Below are 16,781 nucleotides of genomic sequence, written 5' to 3' on the forward strand. Positions count from 1 at the left end.
TGCTATAAGTTTGTTGCGTGGGTTTTGATCCATCGTAACCTAAACTTAATTTACTCAAAACCATGACAACGAACCACGCTAAACAGCCTTCCCCTGAAAGCATCCTTCAAATGGGCACCGGCTTTTGGGCATCCAAAGTACTATTGGCCGCCGTCGATTTCGACCTGTTTACCCTTCTGACAGAAAGCAGCCCTCCGACGGCCGCCGAGTTGAAGCAAAAGCTGGGTTTGCATTGCAGCGACCGGAATATGTACGACTTTTTAGATACGCTCACCGGCTTTGGCTTTTTAAACCGTACCGGTATCCTCGAAACAGCCACCTATTCCAACACTCCCGATACCGACCTGTTTCTGGACTTGAAAAAACCGACCTATGTAGGCGGAATGCTCAAAATGCTCAATAACCGCCTGTACGGCTTTTGGGGAAACCTGGAAGAAGGGCTGAGAACCGGGAAGCCGCAGAATGAAGCCAGGAATGGGGGTAATTTGTTTGAAAACATATATCAATCTCCTGAACAGCTGGAAAATTTTGTGAACGCTATGAGCAGCATTCAGGTGGGCGCATTTATGGCTTTTGCCCAAAAGTTTGATTTTACCAGATACAAAACGCTGACAGATGCGGGTGGTTGCAGCGGCTTGCTCTCTGTCCTGATAGCTAATCACCAGTCCCATATGTCGTGCGTAAGCATGGACCTACCGGGTGTGACGGCCATCGCAGAGAAAACAATCGCGAAAGCGGGCTTAAATGGCCGGGTGAAGGCGGTATCTGGCGATTTTTTCAAAGACGCATTTCCGGCTGCGGATATGGTGGTCATGGGTAATATTCTCCATGACTGGGACGAGAACCAAAAAATCGGCCTGATGAAGAGCGCGTACGCCGCATTGCCCGACGGAGGTGTTTTTATAGCCATCGAAAATGTGATTGACGGCGACCGGAAAGCGAATGTATTTGGCATGTTGATGAGCCTGAACATGCTTATCGAAACAGGTACCGGCTTTGACTACACTTTGGCGGACTTCAACCGGTGGGCTATGCAAGTTGGATTCAGTTCCACCTCGCTATTGCCGCTCGTCGGGCCGACCAGCGCGGCGATTGCCATAAAATAATACAGCTTCTTTCCTGAAAGAGCGTCCGGTATTCCGCCGGACGCCTGAATAACTATGTCCAACCAACTCGACGGAAAAATTTAAATCAAAATTATGATGGATCATTATGTGTTATCTGCTGAATATCGGCTACGAAGTATAGCTGTGTTAGCTTTCATCCTTTTGGTCACCAACAATGTATTTGCCGATACGATCTGGCAAGGCGACATCAGCAGCGACTGGGACACACCTGGCAATTGGTCGGCCGGGGTGCCCGATGCGTCCGACATCGTATTCATTCAAGGTGTGGCGCTACCTAATGTTAACCCCATTATCGCTGGTGCGGCAGTCGCCAAGGCTGTTTCGCTGTCTCCCGGTGGCTTCCTGACCATCGCCGTAGGCGGAACCTTGTCCGTCGCCAATTCTTTAACACACGGGATATTTATGTCCGGCTCAATAGAAAATAACGGGACGTTGAATATCGATGATGTTGCTTACAATGCCATTGGGCTGGCATCAGGAAGTCTTTTTACCAACAAGGGCACGATCAACATCGGAAATACAGCGGATATTGGCTATTCCGGCATATACAACGAAGCTGGTACTTTTGTGAACGAAAGTGGGGCCATTTTCATTAACCGAACCGGCAAGGCATCGTCAACCGTTGGTGCAATTGTGGTTTCGGGGACCTTCACCAACAAAGCGAATATCACCATTGGAGGCGTTGTGCCAGGACTTTACGATGGCAAAGGCATTTGGTGTGCTATTTCAGGAAATTTTTTAAATGAAGCCGGCGCCCTCATCTCGATTAGCCGAACGGTCTCGGACGGGATTTACAATGTTTCGGGCTTTACGAATAATGGATCCATTGATATCGGGGCGGCGGGAGATATCGGCGGTTATGGAATACTTAACCATAATAACTCGTCCTTTACGAACCAGGGGGCTATTGCTATCGGAACCGGAGGAAATATCGGTGGAGATGGAATAGCGAACCTTAGTGGTGCGTACTATACGAATCAGGGATCCATTGATATCGGAACCGGAGGGGATATCGGCGGCGATGGAATTTTCAACGATGGTTACTTTGACAATACCGCCAGTACCGCCTATATCAACATTGCATCAGACAACGTCATCTCCAATAACGACAACTACGGAGAGTTTTACAACGGAGGGGTGGTCATTGAAAACGCAACCGGTTATAGCAGTATCTCCGAAAACACTGGCGTGATACAAAATCTGAATGGCGGCAGTTTCGCGGTTCTTTCAGGTTATGCCGCCATTTCTGCATCTGGTCAGATATGGACGGGGTTCTCGGATGCCGAATGGAATAACTCGTCCAATTGGCATAATGCATTGGTGCCTACGGCTTCCGATGATGTGACCATAGCAGACATGACTACTGACCCGATCATCAGCACGATTGAAGCGAAAGCGAAGTCAGTAACGGTTCAAAATGGTGCATCACTGACAATAGGGGGCTCGGGGACCTTAACTATTGATGGTGCAGATGTTCAAGGTTTGTTAAACCAGGGCACGGTAGTTAATAACGGATTGCTGAAAATCGGGCTTACCACAGGCACGGGAAGTTATGGTGTGCGAAACGAAGGGCAGTTTGCCAACAGCTCCGGCGGGGTGAAAATCGACAATGCCACCCAGGCTGCGTTTTATAATTTCTCAGGCACATTCACCAACAATGCGTCGCTCTCGCTTAAAACTGTGGTAGCTGCGCCATTTTTGCTCAAATCAGATGGAGGTACAATCAGTAATAATGCGAGCGGAACCTTGTCCGGTACAGGCATAATCAACCCTGCGCATTTTACTAACAATGGCATGCTGTCGCCGGGGTATTCGCCCGGGATTCTCACCTTCGATGGCAGCGAGAATTTTGCAACCAGTACCCTGGCCATTGAAGTAAACGCGGCGGGAGTTGCGGGGATAGATTTCGACCAGATCGTAGTGAATGGAACAGCGACGCTGGGCGGTACCCTGGCGCTCACCTTCAATTTCCCGGCACCCAGTGACGGCGATGTCGTGACTATTATAGACGCCACTGCGCTAGCCAGCACATTCAGCTCGGTAACAGGCTTGCCTGAACATTGGACTGTGAAATACGATTCACCCAATACCGGGGAGGTAAGTCTGGAGTATTCGAATAACTTGCCGGTAACCCTGGTGCATTTCGCAGCTAAAAAACTGAATGATGGTGTAAAACTGGATTGGCAAACGTCGGAAGAAACCAACAATCAGGGATTTGATATCGAACGCCTACTTTACCAGGGAACATGGGAAAGTATCGGGTTTGTGGAAGGGCATGGTTCTACAAAAGGAAACAGCACTTACTCCTTTTGGGACGGAAACCCCCTGGCGGGTGTGAATTACTATCGGTTGCGCCAGCTGGATTTTGACGGGAAAGTTGAATATTCCCGGATCGTTAGTGTGAGTATGGATGAAGCAGCAGTTGTAAAAATATACCCAAATCCAACTAGTGGAATTATCCATGTAGAAGGTTCCCGGTCCGAAGTGAAAATTCTGGATATTCTGGGTAGGTCTGTGATGGATGGAACAATAACCAATCAAAAAATCGACGTTTCCCATTTACCTGACGGTTTTTACATCCTGGCGGTTTTTTCTGAAAGCAAAGTGCAGTCAATTCCGGTTGTGAAACTCTCATCGAGGTGACACCGTTCTGACCGCGCTCTGCGTCGGCGACGTTTCCATCAATGTGACTCAAAATAGAAACCCTTACAGCAATACTCGCGCAGGATGAACGGGATTCTCAAACCGGAGCTCATCCCGAAGTGTAACTTTTAAGCTCACAAAGAAGCTAAGAATGTGATTGAAGTAATTATAGTCAGCAAAGACCGCACGCTAGTTTAAATTATTCGATTTTGGAAGTGGCCTGTGTAGGAAATACCATTAGGCAGGCGGGAACAATTTCTGTATCTTATTTAGTCAATTTTGTATGTAATTTATTGATATGTAGTGGATTGTGTGTTTTGTGTCGGCAAATAAAGTAGGTAATAATATACAAACGTCTGAAAATTACATTGGAAAATACGGCGTCACTGACCACCTGACATAGTCTGTATGCTATGACTTAACTCACTGATGAAAAGAAAAATACGGGAACAACTTAGAACGAAACAGCCTGGTCAGTGAAAATTGAAATCAGCGGGGCCGCCCGGCGGTAATCAGTTATGCCGTATTTTCCATTTGAAGGGGGTGAATTGAAGAAAGTAAGCCGGACGCCATCCACGGGGCATAAATTCATTTCAATACCTGCACTTTACCAGTATATTGAACGCCGGTGTACAATGTCACCAAAACATTGTACAAGCCAGGCAATAGTTTGCTTACCTCAATACCCTGCGCGGTAAGGTTTTCCCTTTTAAGGACATTCACTCCTGACGCATCGTACATGGAAACTGCTTTCACTTTCCGATAATTGTGGATGATCAGTTTATCGCTGGCCGGATTTGGATATACATAGAAATCGGCCGGTTTTTCGAAATCTGCGCGCTCAATATGGCTGTACGCAAAAGTTTCATCGTGATCCACCATTTTCAGACGGTAGTAATTGACACCATTTGCGGGTGAGCGATCTTCGAAGTGGTACTTTTTCAAAACCTTGCTTTCGCCAGTTGAAGGGATACTACCGATTACCTGCCATATTTTGCCGTCGATGCTGCGCTGGATATCAAAACGGTCGCTGTTGGTTTCCTCCGTTGTCGACCAGGTCAGCAATGAGAAGGACTCTTGCCTGGAGGCGGCAAAAGACACCAGCGTCACAGGCATGCTGGTACAGGTTGCGTCAAGACTGTCGCCGGTGATGGTCCAGGATTTGGTAGCAGTCAGATAGCCCCGTGCGAGCTCTGCGGTCTGGCCGTATGTCTTTTCATCGGCCTCAAGGGCAAGTCCAAAAGGAGTAGCGGGATTGGCTGCCCATCCTATGAGCGTATTGCTGTAATTAGTGCAATCCAGGCCGCTGCCTATCAACATCCCTGACATATCGACTGAATCATTTAAAGTCAAGTTGCCAAGCGGTTGATTGAAAGCCGAAGCATTTTTAAACATACTACTCATATCAGTTACATTACTAACGTCCCAGTCTCCGATAGGCTGATTGAAAACCTGGTTTGCATAAAACATTGCACCGATATCGGTTGCGCTGCTGACATTCCAGTTGCCGATAGGCTGATTAAATGCTGACACACCAAACATCCCACTCATGTTGGTTACACTACTGACATCCCAATCAGCGAGTGGCTGATTGAAAACAGGATTGAACGCAAACATGGAGGCCATGCCGGTAACGTTGCTGACGTCCCAGTCTCCGATAGGCTGATTGAAAGGAGTATTATTAAACATAGCATTCATCCGGGTCACATTCCCGACGTTCCAGTTGCCAATCGGTTGATTGAACGCGTGAGCTTGAATGAACATTTGCGTCATGTCGGTAACACTACTGACGTCCCAATTTCCAATAGGTTGATTAAAATTCTTCGCGCCGTCGAACATATGTCCCATATCGGTCACACTGCCAACGTTCCAGCTACCGATAGGCTGATTGAAAGCAGAGTTTGTGAACATAAAGGCCATGTCGGTTACATTTTTCGTATTCCAGTTTGCAACAGGTTGATTAAAGGCCAGGGTCCCCGCGAACATGGAGTTCATGTCTGTGACCTTACTGACATCCCAGCTTCCGATAGGCTGATTGAAAAGCTGGGCCCCGTTAAACATACTAGCCATGTCCGTAACTTCACCCACATCCCAATTGTTCATGGCGGGCGCGTTGCTCAATGAAGAACAACCTAAAAAAGCCCGTTGCATGGTGGTTACACTACTAAGTATGGGCGCGTCGGTCGCTGAAATCGCGGTCAAATTTACGCAGCCGGTATAAGCAGATTCCATGGAGGACCACACTACACTGCCCCATTGCTCAATAGTCAGCAGTTTCGGGTAACTGCCAGTGTGAGCGGTGATTCTATGAAACGGGACGGCGCCGGTCGGCCTGATGGCTATGCGGTAGATTCCGGCAGCGGGTAATGTAATGACATTCTGGTCTGTAAAAGTACCTGCCGCCGGCAAGGTCCCGGCCAAACCGGCAGGGATGCTCTCGTAGTACACGGTGTACTCCCCAAAGGCTGGGATTTTAATTTGAGTGTTGGCTGTGCCGTCGCCTTGAATATCCGTTTTCCAGGTCGTTACATAATCCGAAGCAGTAATTTGAGCTTGCGACTCGATATCTGCGAGTGCCCCTAGAAAGATCATCAGGAGCTGCGTGATAAAAGAATAAAACTTTGCAGTGGGGTAGATATTTGCCATGTTATATCGGAATGGGGCCAAGCGATGAAGTTATAGATTTATTTTCAGGTACACATACTAAAAAACACTATGACTCTGTCGAAAAATTGTGACAGGCACTTGGTTTATCGCGCAGTCCGGGAAACTAAGAGTTAGGTGAAAGACAGACTGAAGTGGTTACTGGTGACGGCATCCGTAACTGGCGTAAGTTATTGAATTCCAATGCGGAAGATATGTATATTTAAGGCATAAGTGAGCGCATCAAGTATATTCTTATGTCCGATGACCTCGGCGAAGTCGAAACTGTTCGGAATTTCCGAACAGTTCAACGGGAGGGGAGCCGGTTGGTAGAGCGCAACCGGATTCACTATGATTTTGATCATCATCGCGGTGGGATACAGAGGGAATACGAGGCTAGGAACTCAATTCCGGCAATAGGAAAGCCAGCGGCTCAAAGATTTTCTTGTAAAAGGTTATGCAGTAAATGAAGCTTATCCATCGATCGAAGAAAAGGCTGCGACTTTACTCTATCTTATCATCAAGAATCATATATTTTGTAGATGGTAACAAACGTGTTGCCGTGGCATGTTTCCTGCTATTTTAGGAAGAAACGATCTGCTAATATCTGACGGCGGTGATCCAAATTTCAGTAACAAGGCGCTAGCCAGCCTTACCTTGTTTGCCGCAGCCAGTAAGCCGGCAGAGATGGAGATGGCAAAAAATCTCATCATCAGCATACTCAACAGAAACCAGTAGTTTCTGTATCTTATTTGGTTCTTTATTTATGTAATTTACTGATAATGAGATTAGTGAATGTTCTGTATCGGCAAATAAATAGATAGAAGACTGGTAAGTAATAATATACAAACGACTGAAAATTAGATTGTTGATCTGAATTTTCAGTCGTTTCTTTGGCTCTTTTCCTGGTGATCTACTAGTTTTTGTCCCTTAAGACCAGTTGGTTTTGGAAGGCATACGAAATAGAGGAGATAACTTCTCTTATTTACGCTTGACCTAACTACATTTTGATTGGGCGATGCTTATTGATTGGGCGATGCTTAGAACATAGCGTAGTTGACCGGAACGCTGTCTACAAACTGTTCAAAGCTGATTATTCTTCCATCTTTCAACTTCCAAAGGTGGGCTACACGTGCAGAAAAATATTTGTTTGTTATTTTGTAGGTTCCGCTGTAAGTTCCATAGGCAACCACCTTGTCCTGGTCAGCCAAATAGCCTTCCGGAGTGAATTTATAGTTGATCCATTCGCTGGCCAACCTGCTAAAAACGTTTTGAGTGATCGCCTCCAATCCGATATACCTTCCCGCATAGGGAAACCCCTTAGCTTCTATCCAGATGATGGTATCGGCCACATACTTAGCAAGGTTTTTTCCGTTTTCCTCGGAACTGCCACCCTCGTAAGTGCCCTTGATAATTTCTAAATTTGTCATAAGTTCAACGGGGCTTTGCCTCCCGGTCATGTTCTGGGCATAGCCGGAATTCGATCAAGCATTCTACCATTTCATCTCGCCCGTATTGACTTTTGCGCCGATTTGCAGGGCCGTTTCAAAGCTGAGACCCGGGAATTCAGCAGTAATGGCTTCAATGAGCTCTTGTGAAGTTTTGTTATTTTTCAACGCCTGTTCGTAGAACTCGACGTAGGACTTGGTGTGTTGCACGGAAGTGAGATCCAGAGCGTCACCAGTTCTTCCATGAGCAGGAACCACGATTTGCGGCTGCATCGACGTGATTTGATCCAGGATGGCAATCCAAAGACTGCGTGCATCGGGTGTTTGAGCATCTGCCATCCAGGCATTGAAATGATTGCCAAAGACATTGATACCGCCGACAACCGCTTTCAGTGAAGGAATCCATATGAAGGTCCTGCCAGGGAAACTTTCAAGTCCAATTACTTGTAATTGGTTGCCTTCCAGCTCCATATTTTCACCTATTAAGATTTGTGGCAGCACCACGTTTGAAGTAAGGGCTTTTCCTAACCGCTGACCCCAAACGTCAAGTTTTTTTTGAGCTGTGGCTTTGATGTGCTCCACAGTCGAAGCAGCAGCGTAGGCGGTAACCTGCGGAAAGTGTTTTTTAAAGACTTCGAGCCCAAAATAGAAATCTGGATCGCCGTGCGATACGAAAATGGCCTTCAGGTTTTTATTGGAAACCTTGATTCTGTTAGCGACTTTTTCGGCTTCGGCCAACGTGAACTGTGCATCAATTAGCACAGCATCTGTTTTTCCGGAAACAATTACTGAGGCGACACCGAAACTGTTTTCGGAAGCGTTGAAAACCTCAAGCGATAAAACCTCGCTTTCAATTGTAATGAAATCCTGTGTCTGCATTTTGAATTCAGTTGAAAGGTGCTTAGACCTTGGTATGATAGAAATATATTGTGATGACAATGCAAAACTACCAGTACACCTTACTGAAACCTTTGAACAAGTTCAATAAATGCAGTACCCGTTATGTCGACCGGGCGATTTTTTTTCGAATCTTACTCAGAAACTCGTGGCTGATCCCAAGATAGGCGGCCAATTGAAGATTTGTCAGTCGGCAGGCCAGCTCCGGATATCGTTCCGTGAAATCCTGGTAGCGCTTGTCGGCCGTTTTACTGAGCATATCGATCATGCGGCGCTGCATGGCTGCATGCGTTTTTTGAGTCATGACCCTGAAAAGCTTTTCAATTTTGGGAATATGCTCGTAAGCGTACTCCTTGTCTTGTGCTGAAATCATCAGCAATTGACCGTCTTGTAGACTTTCGATGAAAAGCTGAGAAGGCCTTTGCGTGGTAAAACTGTCGATATCGGTCACCCACCAGCTTTCTGTTGCAAAGTACAGAGTCTGTTCAGAACCATTACTATCCAAATGATATACCCGAAAAAGTCCGCTGGTTACAAACCCTTCAAATTTACATACATCCCCCTCGCGTAGCAGAAGCTGTTTTCTTTTCACCGTCTGTGGATGAAACAGCCGGCAAAAATGCTCCATTTCATCATCCGAAAGAGCAGTATGTTTGGCAATGTTTTTTTTTAGCAGATCAAACATCAAAATTCAGATCATGTTACTGGCATTAGCGACCAAGAATGTTCAGGCGGAAGCCTGTAAACGATATGCGGAAAACTAAGTTATCAATTTCGTTCCGTATTTGGTCGCGTCAAAGCCTAGTTTGAAAGCAATTTCATTCACTGAAAGACTGGCGCTGATCAAAATCATCTTGGCTTTCTCCATCAATTTTTCATATAAATGATGATGTGTGCTCAAGCCAGTCAGATGCGATGAACCATCATTCATTCTCAGATGATGGTTGATATCCAGCAAATCAAGTGATCCACCCGCGTCACCCCATGTCTCCATCAGCGTCAGCACGGCGTATTTAAAGGGTTTTTTTGAAGGAAGAAGCCGAGCATTTCGCTTCCCTTTCGATAGCGCTAACAATTTCTGGGTCGAGGAGTTGATGACCGACGACGTTTTGCGGACAGCGAATGACCTTGTCAAGCAGTACGGTCCCGCAAAAACTGAAATCAGGTACACGTTTTGATTTGTAAGAGAAAATTCATCTCTTGCCCACTACAAAAACAGTGTATTCAAATGCTTAGTAAAACCATCGTGATGACCGCATTGCTGGCCGGTTCGTTTTGTGCTCAGGTGCAGGCTGGTAATCCTTCATTTCCCCTGCATACTGTGGCAAAGGCAGTCCCGGATTCGATTGATCTGACCAAAATCCCTTACAGCGAAAAGGAACTGGCCGCATTTCCCATTTTTGACCCGCCGACCGACATCGTCCCTCTGAATAAGCCACTTATCCGCGATTTTGACAGGCTATTTTTCCCAACGAAACAGGGAATGATTCCTTTGGAAGGGAAAGTTTACAAAGCATTCATAACGAGTGTGACGAGTAAAGAATGGTCGTTACCGTTCTTTGAAAAGAGTTACCGCGAGCTGATCATCGGGGCGGGCGGCGTGCTGATTTACCAAGGAAAAGTGCCGGCCGCAGAGCTGGAACGCATTCAGGACGAGGCCACATATTTCGGCGAAGAGGGCTCGATCGACTACACCAATACGGTGGTGAAAGTTTACGCAATCCGTAGAAAAGAAGGCGATCATGTCTTTGTGCAGTTTTCGGGATACAGTGCAGGCGGTTCCATCCAGATTTTGCAATTGCCTGAAAAGGAGAAATGAGGTAAGCATGCAAAAGTCCCTGGCTGTCTGGCCGGGGACTTAATACAGATCTAAAAAACAAAAATCATGAGAGCCATCAATCCCTGGATCAATTTTAACGGTAACGCCGAAGAAGCATTCACTTTTTACAAATCCATTTTCGGCGGAGAGTTCACGAAGATCGTCCGTTTCCGGGACCTGGCCAGCGACGAATTCCCAATACCCGAAAGCGAAGCCGATAAAATTATGACCATCGAGCTGCCGCTCGGCGAACACAACGCCTTGATAGCCAATGATGTTCCATCCTTTATGGGTCGCGTCGACGAAAACGAAAACCGATCCAAAATCGCCATCAGCGCCGGAAGCCGCGAAGAAGCGGAGCGGCTGTTCGAAGGGCTTTCCGCCGGCGGAAGTGTCGAAGGGCCATTCGGAGAAAGTCCGTGGGGAACGTACGCAGGTATGTTCCGCGACCGGTACGGGATTGAGTGGATTGTGGAGTTTGATCCGGAGGGGTGAGAATGTAATCTCTCTCTCTTTAATTTTAATATGCGGCAGTTTCGTTTTTGAATTTAGAAACGCCAAGAAATAAGTCCCTATCCCGTAAAAATGCCGAAATCCAGATTAAGGCCAAAGGTATCGCCGGGTTGAGCATCGATCCATCATGTGACAACTCCGTAGTCATCGCTCCGGCAAAATAGCAGCAAGAGTGCTGTCAAGCGAATTAAAAGACCTGGAAATGAATGGATTTATTGTCAAAAAGGTGTCGGTAGGGTATCCCGTTACTATTGAATATCAGTTGCTGCCGTATAGTGAGACCCTACAAGAGGTAGTCGGCTCATTATCAAAGTGGGGTATTCAGCATCGGGAGAAGATCAGGCATGAAATGTCAGAAAATGTTTCCAAAAAGCAGTGAAAGGATACGGTGGGTCTCCATACTGAGACCTCATTGTCATCATGGCCAATAGCGCACAAAAAATCCCATGCTAGGTAAATTATGGTGCCGATATCGGAACGAACGTGTTTATGGCTATTTTTTGGACTCGATTACCTAAGCTGCTTTATCGAGCTGCTGGCTTTTTGTAAATGTTTCCCGTAAACGGGCGCATGCTCACCCTGGCTTATTTTCAGACGCTTTCTCTTACTGAGCTATCGATGTTTTAATGATTTTGCCCTTATTGCACCCTCAGGGTTAGAAATTCCCTGCGTGCAATAAGTGGAAAATTTACGGCCAGCCAAAAAAGTTAGCCGGTGGCACGAAAACATGAAATGCGGAAAAACTGGCACGATTTCTTTTTTCTTCGATTATTATAACTTTACTTTGTCTATCAAATTAATAGAATATCAGTCAGCCACCGACCGGTTTATTTCCAGGCATCTTAATTTATCTACATCATGAATGCACATTCAGAAAGGATAACTATTGCTTCGTCCACGGTGGTATCCCGCCGCCTATTCCGAGGCACCGATTGGTGTTGTTGATATTGTCCTACTTCATTCTCTGATCCCGGAAGTCATTCCGGTGACCGGCCGCGAATGCTGCCGGCTGGCTTTGTATGGACTTGCCTTTGTGGCGTGTATGCATAAGCGTTACTTATTCTACTCACCTAATACTGTTAAATGAAACGAGTTTTATTGCTAACAATGCTGATACTGGCCGTCCGGCTGGCATCGGCTCAGGAAACCGTCAAGGGTTTTGTGAAAGACAACACCGGTCAGTCGCTGCCGGGGGCCACGGTTGTCCAGAAAGGCACTTCCAAATACGCCGTAACGGACCCCGACGGCAATTTCGAGATCCCGGCAGGCAAAGAATTTCCATTTACATTACAGATCAATCTGACGGGTTATCAGCAACAGGACGTAGAAATTTATGAGCTGTCTCCCGTGCCCATCGATGTGGTATTGAAAACCGCCAACGTACTCGACCAGGTGGTTGTGATCGGCTATGGGACGCAGAAAAAAGGTGATTTAACGGGCTCTGTATCATCCATTTCTACGGGTGATCTCAAAGGCGTGCCCATTTCCTCGCTCGACCGCGCATTGCAGGGCCGAGCTGCGGGCGTGCAGGTAACACAGTCGTCGGGGCAGCCCGGAAGCTCGGTGAGCATCAAAATCCGGGGTGGTAACTCGATCAACGGCGCCAACGAGCCGCTGTATGTGATCGATGGGTTTCCGGTTTATAACAACAACAGCTATGCCGACGCCGGGGTTACCAATGGCCCGACTATCAATGCATTATCTACATTGAATCCCAGTGATATCGAATCCATAGACATTCTCAAAGACGCTTCCGCCACTGCCATTTACGGCTCGCGCGGTGCGAATGGGGTGGTGATTATTACTACCAAAAAAGGCAAGCAGGGGAAGAACGTGATCACCTATGACGGCTACTATGGTGTGCAGAAAGTATTGAAAACGCTGCCCTTGCTGAATGCACAGCAATGGGCGCTGCTGAAAAATGACGCGATGGCCGATTCGAAAAAGGCCCCCGCGTTCAGTCAGACGGAGATCGACAGCCTGGGGAGGCCGGGCGTCGGTACCGACTGGCAGGACGAGGCATTCCGCCAGGCATCGATCCAGAACCACAGTCTTTCGTTTTCGGGTGGTGATGATAAAACAAGGTTTGCATTGTCGGGCAACTATTTCAAACAGAACGGGATATTGCATAATACCGACTTTGAGCGCTATTCTTTCCGGATCAACATCGACCGCGACATGAGCAAGCGTTTCAAGCTGGGTTTCAATTTTACGGGCAGCAAATCGTCGGCCCAGGTAGCGCCCGAAAACGTGGTGCCTAACCTGCTCCAAATGCCGCCTACCATGCCGGTTTACGACCCGACTTCGGCTAACGGCTTCACATTGCGGAGCATTTACGACAGCCCGCTGGCCAACCCGGTTGCCACACTGTTTCTGCAAGTGAACCAAACCCACATTTTCCGCGGTTTCGGCAATGCATATGGCGAATACCAGATTGCCGACGGACTGAAAGCCAAGGTTTCGCTGGGCACCGACATTCTGCTCAACAAACAGAACCGCTACCTGCCCTCGACCTTGCAGGAAGGCAGCGGGTTGAATGGCCAGGGTATTGTGGGAAATAAAAACACCATCGGCTGGCTGAACGAGAATACTTTGAGCTACAACAAAACATTCAGCGAAGACCACGCGCTCGACGCGGTGATAGGAATCACCCAGCAGGCTTCCACCACCGAAAACACCGTTGCCCGCGCCGCTACATTCGTGACCGACGATTTCAGTTACCATAACCTCGGTGGCGGTACCACTTTTCAGAATGCCTCTTCCAATTATTTCAAATGGACGCTGCTTTCGTACCTGGGCCGGGTGAACTACACTTTCCGAAGCAAATATCACCTCACGCTCACCGCCCGCGCGGATGGTTCTTCCAGGCTGGGTAAGGACAAGAAATGGGGCTTTTTCCCGTCGGCCGCGTTCTCTTGGAACCTGGGGCGCGAAGATTTTATCCGCAATGTGCAGCAGATCAGTAACCTGAAATTTCGCGTAAGCGGGGGCGTAACGGGCAACCAGGAGATCGCGCCCTACACTTCGCTCGCCCAGGAAGCCTATTACAGCTATTTGTTTGGCCGGAAGCTGGTGGCCGGTTATGCGCCCAACGGTATTGCCAACCCGAACCTGGGCTGGGAGCAAACCGCTCAGTATGATGCCGGTATTGATCTGGGGTTGTTCAAAAATCGCGTGAATGTGACGCTCGACGCTTATTATAAGAAAACCACCGACTTGCTTCTGGACGTGCCGCTGCCTTACACGAGCGGTTATCCCAATGCATTCCAAAACTACGGAAGCGTGGAAAACAAAGGGATCGAGCTGTCGATCAACACGGTTAACTCCGAAGGTGCATTCGGCTGGACCACCGATTTTGTATTCTCCACCAATCGCAACAAGGTGCTGAGCCTTGGCCCCGGGGTAAGCTCGGTGATTTCGGGCGTTTCTATCGCGCAGGTCGGCTATCCGCTGGGTTCTTTTCTGGTGCTGAAAACCAATGGCATCTTCCAGAGCGGGGACGATATTGTCAATTTACCCAAGTTCAATGCGAACGATAGAGCTGGAAGCCAGCGCTATGTCGATGTGAGCGGTGCGGATGGTAAGCCCGATGGCACGATTACCCAGGCTTATGACCGCGTGATTGTGGGTAATGCGCAGCCGAAGTTGCTTTTTGGTCTGACCAATAATTTCTCTTATAAAAACTTCGATCTAAACGTGCTGCTGCAAGGGCAGTCGGGCAACAAGGTTTACAATGCCAACCAGGCCAACCTCGAATTGGGTACAGGCTACATTAATGCCTCCACGACGATGCTCGACCGCTGGACGCCGGCCAATCCGAGCAATGTGATCCATCGCGCCATCGAAAACCCGGCGGTGACTGTTTCCGACCGCTTTATTGAAAACGGCTCGTACCTCAGGCTGAAAAACCTGAGCCTGGGTTATTCGCTGCCGGCTTCGATTACCGGTAAGCTGGGTATTAGCCAGCTGCGGCTTTATGTAACTGCCCAGAACTGGGTTACCTGGACGAAATACACCGGTTACGATCCCGAAGTGAGCCGCAACGAACAGGCCACGCTCACACAGGGCGTCGACAACGGCGTGTACCCGGCCAGCAAAACGTTCCTGGGCGGTCTGACACTCACTTTCTGATCAGTTAATGGAGAACATCGCAATGAAAAAATTGACTTATACATTACAAAAAAGCCTGCTCGCCATGACGTTGACCGCATTGCTCGGCGGTTGCGTGGACCTGGAAGAAGCACCCAAATCGTTTGTTTCCTCCGACCAGTTCTTTAAAACCCAGGCCGATGCGCTCGCCGGAGTGAACGCGATCTATTTTCGCCTCAATTCCACCGGCCAGACACCTTATCACATCCTTTTCTCGACGGGGATGGATATGATGACAGACGATGTGCAGCCAGGCCCGGGTGCCACCAATGCGGATGTGCGCTCCCAATCAGCGCTCTCGCATTCGTCGACCGGTCAGCGCGTACGCGAGATCTGGCAGCAGCATTACGACGCGGTCAACCGCGCCAATATCGCTATCGACAAAATCCCGCAGATCCAGATGGACGAAACTTTGCGCGGCCGGCTTGTGCTGGAAGCCAAATTCCTTCGGGGATTGTTTTATTTCAACCTGGTGCGTCTGTATGGCGATGTGCCGTTGATTCTGCATGAGACTACCTCGCTGAGCCCCGCCGACCTGTACGTAGCGCGCGCGCCTGCGGAGCAGGTCTATCAGCAGATTATTCAGGATTTAAAGGACGCCGAGGCATTGCCCAATGAGCCATTTGCCAAATCGGGCGCCAAATACGCGGCCGCCGATGCGGGGCGGGCAACGGGCGGCGCAGCCCGGTCGCTGCTAGCGAAGGTGTACCTGACGCGCTATGACTATACCAATGCAATCCAGAAATCGAAGGAGGTGATCGACGGACCATTCGGTTACGCATTGTTTGCCGACTATTCGCACGCATTCCTGCCCGCTTACAAAAATGGCATCGAGCATGTTTTCTCCGCCCAGTTCGAATCCAACGCCGACTCGCACGGCAACAACCAGGCGATGCGCGAGGCGCCTACGGGCATTCCCGGCCTGAACGGCAACTTTGCCGAGCAGCCGATGCCGGGTGTGTATGAGCTGTATTCGCCGGGCGACAAGCGCCGGGATGTGACATTCATTACTTCCATCGTAAGCCCCACCAATGGGCAAACCTACAAATTGACTGTGAAGGACCCGGCTACGGGCGGCACCAGGCCCAACCCGCATTTTAACAAATGGTGGGACCCTGCGCAGGCCGGTAACCTGTCGCAATCCGCCGCCAACGTGTCGATCCTCAGGTTTTCCGATGTGCTGCTCATGCATGCCGAAGCCGAAAACGAGCAGAATGGTCCGACAGCCGCCGCCTATGCATCCTACAACAAGGTGCGCCAGCGCGCGGGATTGGCCGGTTTGACCGCCGGCCTCTCACAAGCGCAGTTCCGCGACTCGCTGCGCGTGGACCGCCGGCTTGAATTCGTGTTCGAATATTCGCGCTGGTTCGATCTGATCCGTTACAAACCCTTGGAGGGGCCTGATGCTTATCTTATCAAATCCTTGCATGCCGCCGGTAAAACCAACGCGCAACCCAAGCACTACCTGTACCCGATACCACAGCAGGAAATCGATAACAATCCCAAGTTGCAGGGGCATCAGAATCCGGGTTGGTAGACAGT

Annotated in this window: 12 protein-coding genes; 7 read left to right on the forward strand and 5 right to left on the reverse strand. The window is 48.7% G+C overall.

The features are described 5' to 3' along the window. The first annotated feature begins 62 nt into the window (after positions 1 to 62). Positions 63 to 1,106 carry a methyltransferase gene (locus tag J7619_RS27225; protein WP_291206604.1) on the forward strand — a complete coding sequence of 348 codons (1,044 nt, stop codon included), beginning with the start codon at positions 63 to 65 and terminating at the stop codon, positions 1,104 to 1,106. Between the two features lie 144 nt (positions 1,107 to 1,250). Next, positions 1,251 to 3,770 carry a T9SS type A sorting domain-containing protein gene (locus J7619_RS27230; protein ID WP_291206607.1) on the forward strand — a complete coding sequence of 840 codons (2,520 nt, stop codon included), beginning with the start codon at positions 1,251 to 1,253 and terminating at the stop codon, positions 3,768 to 3,770. 588 nt (positions 3,771 to 4,358) lie between these two features. On the opposite strand, the gene J7619_RS27235 is transcribed toward J7619_RS27230, so the two are convergent. From J7619_RS27235 to J7619_RS27255, 5 genes are all read right to left on the reverse strand, one after another. Next, complete coding sequence (locus tag J7619_RS27235; RefSeq protein WP_291206610.1) at positions 4,359 to 6,416, reverse strand: BspA family leucine-rich repeat surface protein; 2,058 nt, start codon at positions 6,414 to 6,416, stop codon at positions 4,359 to 4,361. Between the two features lie 1,037 nt (positions 6,417 to 7,453). Continuing rightward, positions 7,454 to 7,843, reverse strand: a complete 390-nt coding sequence (locus J7619_RS27240) for a nuclear transport factor 2 family protein (RefSeq protein WP_291206613.1) — start codon at positions 7,841 to 7,843, stop codon at positions 7,454 to 7,456. A 63-nt stretch (positions 7,844 to 7,906) separates the two neighbouring features. Continuing rightward, complete coding sequence (locus J7619_RS27245; RefSeq protein WP_291206616.1) at positions 7,907 to 8,740, reverse strand: MBL fold metallo-hydrolase; 834 nt, start codon at positions 8,738 to 8,740, stop codon at positions 7,907 to 7,909. A 121-nt stretch (positions 8,741 to 8,861) separates the two neighbouring features. Beyond that, positions 8,862 to 9,350 (reverse strand): Crp/Fnr family transcriptional regulator, encoded by a 489-nt coding sequence (locus J7619_RS27250; protein ID WP_291206619.1) that lies wholly within the window; start codon positions 9,348 to 9,350, stop codon positions 8,862 to 8,864. Positions 9,351 to 9,518: 168 nt separating this feature from the next. Further along, positions 9,519 to 9,764 (reverse strand): hypothetical protein, encoded by a 246-nt coding sequence (locus tag J7619_RS27255; protein ID WP_291206622.1) that lies wholly within the window; start codon positions 9,762 to 9,764, stop codon positions 9,519 to 9,521. 222 nt (positions 9,765 to 9,986) lie between these two features. On the opposite strand from J7619_RS27255, the gene J7619_RS27260 reads away from it, so the two are divergent. The 5 genes from J7619_RS27260 (at position 9,987) to J7619_RS27280 (ending at position 16,776) form a co-directional block, all read left to right on the forward strand. Beyond that, positions 9,987 to 10,577: a hypothetical protein gene (locus J7619_RS27260; protein WP_291206625.1), complete on the forward strand. Its 591-nt coding sequence runs from the start codon at positions 9,987 to 9,989 to the stop codon at positions 10,575 to 10,577. Positions 10,578 to 10,643: 66 nt separating this feature from the next. After that, positions 10,644 to 11,072: a VOC family protein gene (locus J7619_RS27265; protein WP_291206628.1), complete on the forward strand. Its 429-nt coding sequence runs from the start codon at positions 10,644 to 10,646 to the stop codon at positions 11,070 to 11,072. A 190-nt stretch (positions 11,073 to 11,262) separates the two neighbouring features. Next, a complete protein-coding gene (locus J7619_RS27270) occupies positions 11,263 to 11,469 on the forward strand; it encodes a helix-turn-helix domain-containing protein (protein ID WP_291206631.1) in 207 nt (68 codons plus the stop codon). Positions 11,470 to 12,173: 704 nt separating this feature from the next. Beyond that, positions 12,174 to 15,221: a TonB-dependent receptor gene (locus tag J7619_RS27275; RefSeq protein WP_291206634.1), complete on the forward strand. Its 3,048-nt coding sequence runs from the start codon at positions 12,174 to 12,176 to the stop codon at positions 15,219 to 15,221. A gap of 22 nt (positions 15,222 to 15,243) precedes the next feature. Beyond that, entirely contained in the window at positions 15,244 to 16,776 is a 1,533-nt protein-coding gene (locus tag J7619_RS27280) for a RagB/SusD family nutrient uptake outer membrane protein (RefSeq protein WP_291206637.1), read from the forward strand. Positions 16,777 to 16,781 lie beyond the last annotated feature (5 nt).

The organism is Dyadobacter sp. (genome assembly GCF_017744695.1).
Classification (GTDB): domain Bacteria; phylum Bacteroidota; class Bacteroidia; order Cytophagales; family Spirosomataceae; genus Dyadobacter.

Excerpts from the sequence above, each read along its gene's own strand:
- J7619_RS27225 (WP_291206604.1), top strand. The coding sequence starts at position 63 with ATGACAACGAACCACGCTAAACAGCCTTCCCCTGAAAGCATCCTTCAA.
- J7619_RS27235 (WP_291206610.1), bottom strand. The coding sequence starts at position 6,416 with ATGGCAAATATCTACCCCACTGCAAAGTTTTATTCTTTTATCACGCAG.
- J7619_RS27240 (WP_291206613.1), bottom strand. The coding sequence starts at position 7,843 with ATGACAAATTTAGAAATTATCAAGGGCACTTACGAGGGTGGCAGTTCC.
- J7619_RS27245 (WP_291206616.1), bottom strand. The coding sequence starts at position 8,740 with ATGCAGACACAGGATTTCATTACAATTGAAAGCGAGGTTTTATCGCTT.
- J7619_RS27260 (WP_291206625.1), top strand. The coding sequence starts at position 9,987 with ATGCTTAGTAAAACCATCGTGATGACCGCATTGCTGGCCGGTTCGTTT.
- J7619_RS27265 (WP_291206628.1), top strand. The coding sequence starts at position 10,644 with ATGAGAGCCATCAATCCCTGGATCAATTTTAACGGTAACGCCGAAGAA.
- J7619_RS27275 (WP_291206634.1), top strand. The coding sequence starts at position 12,174 with ATGAAACGAGTTTTATTGCTAACAATGCTGATACTGGCCGTCCGGCTG.
- J7619_RS27280 (WP_291206637.1), top strand. The coding sequence starts at position 15,244 with ATGAAAAAATTGACTTATACATTACAAAAAAGCCTGCTCGCCATGACG.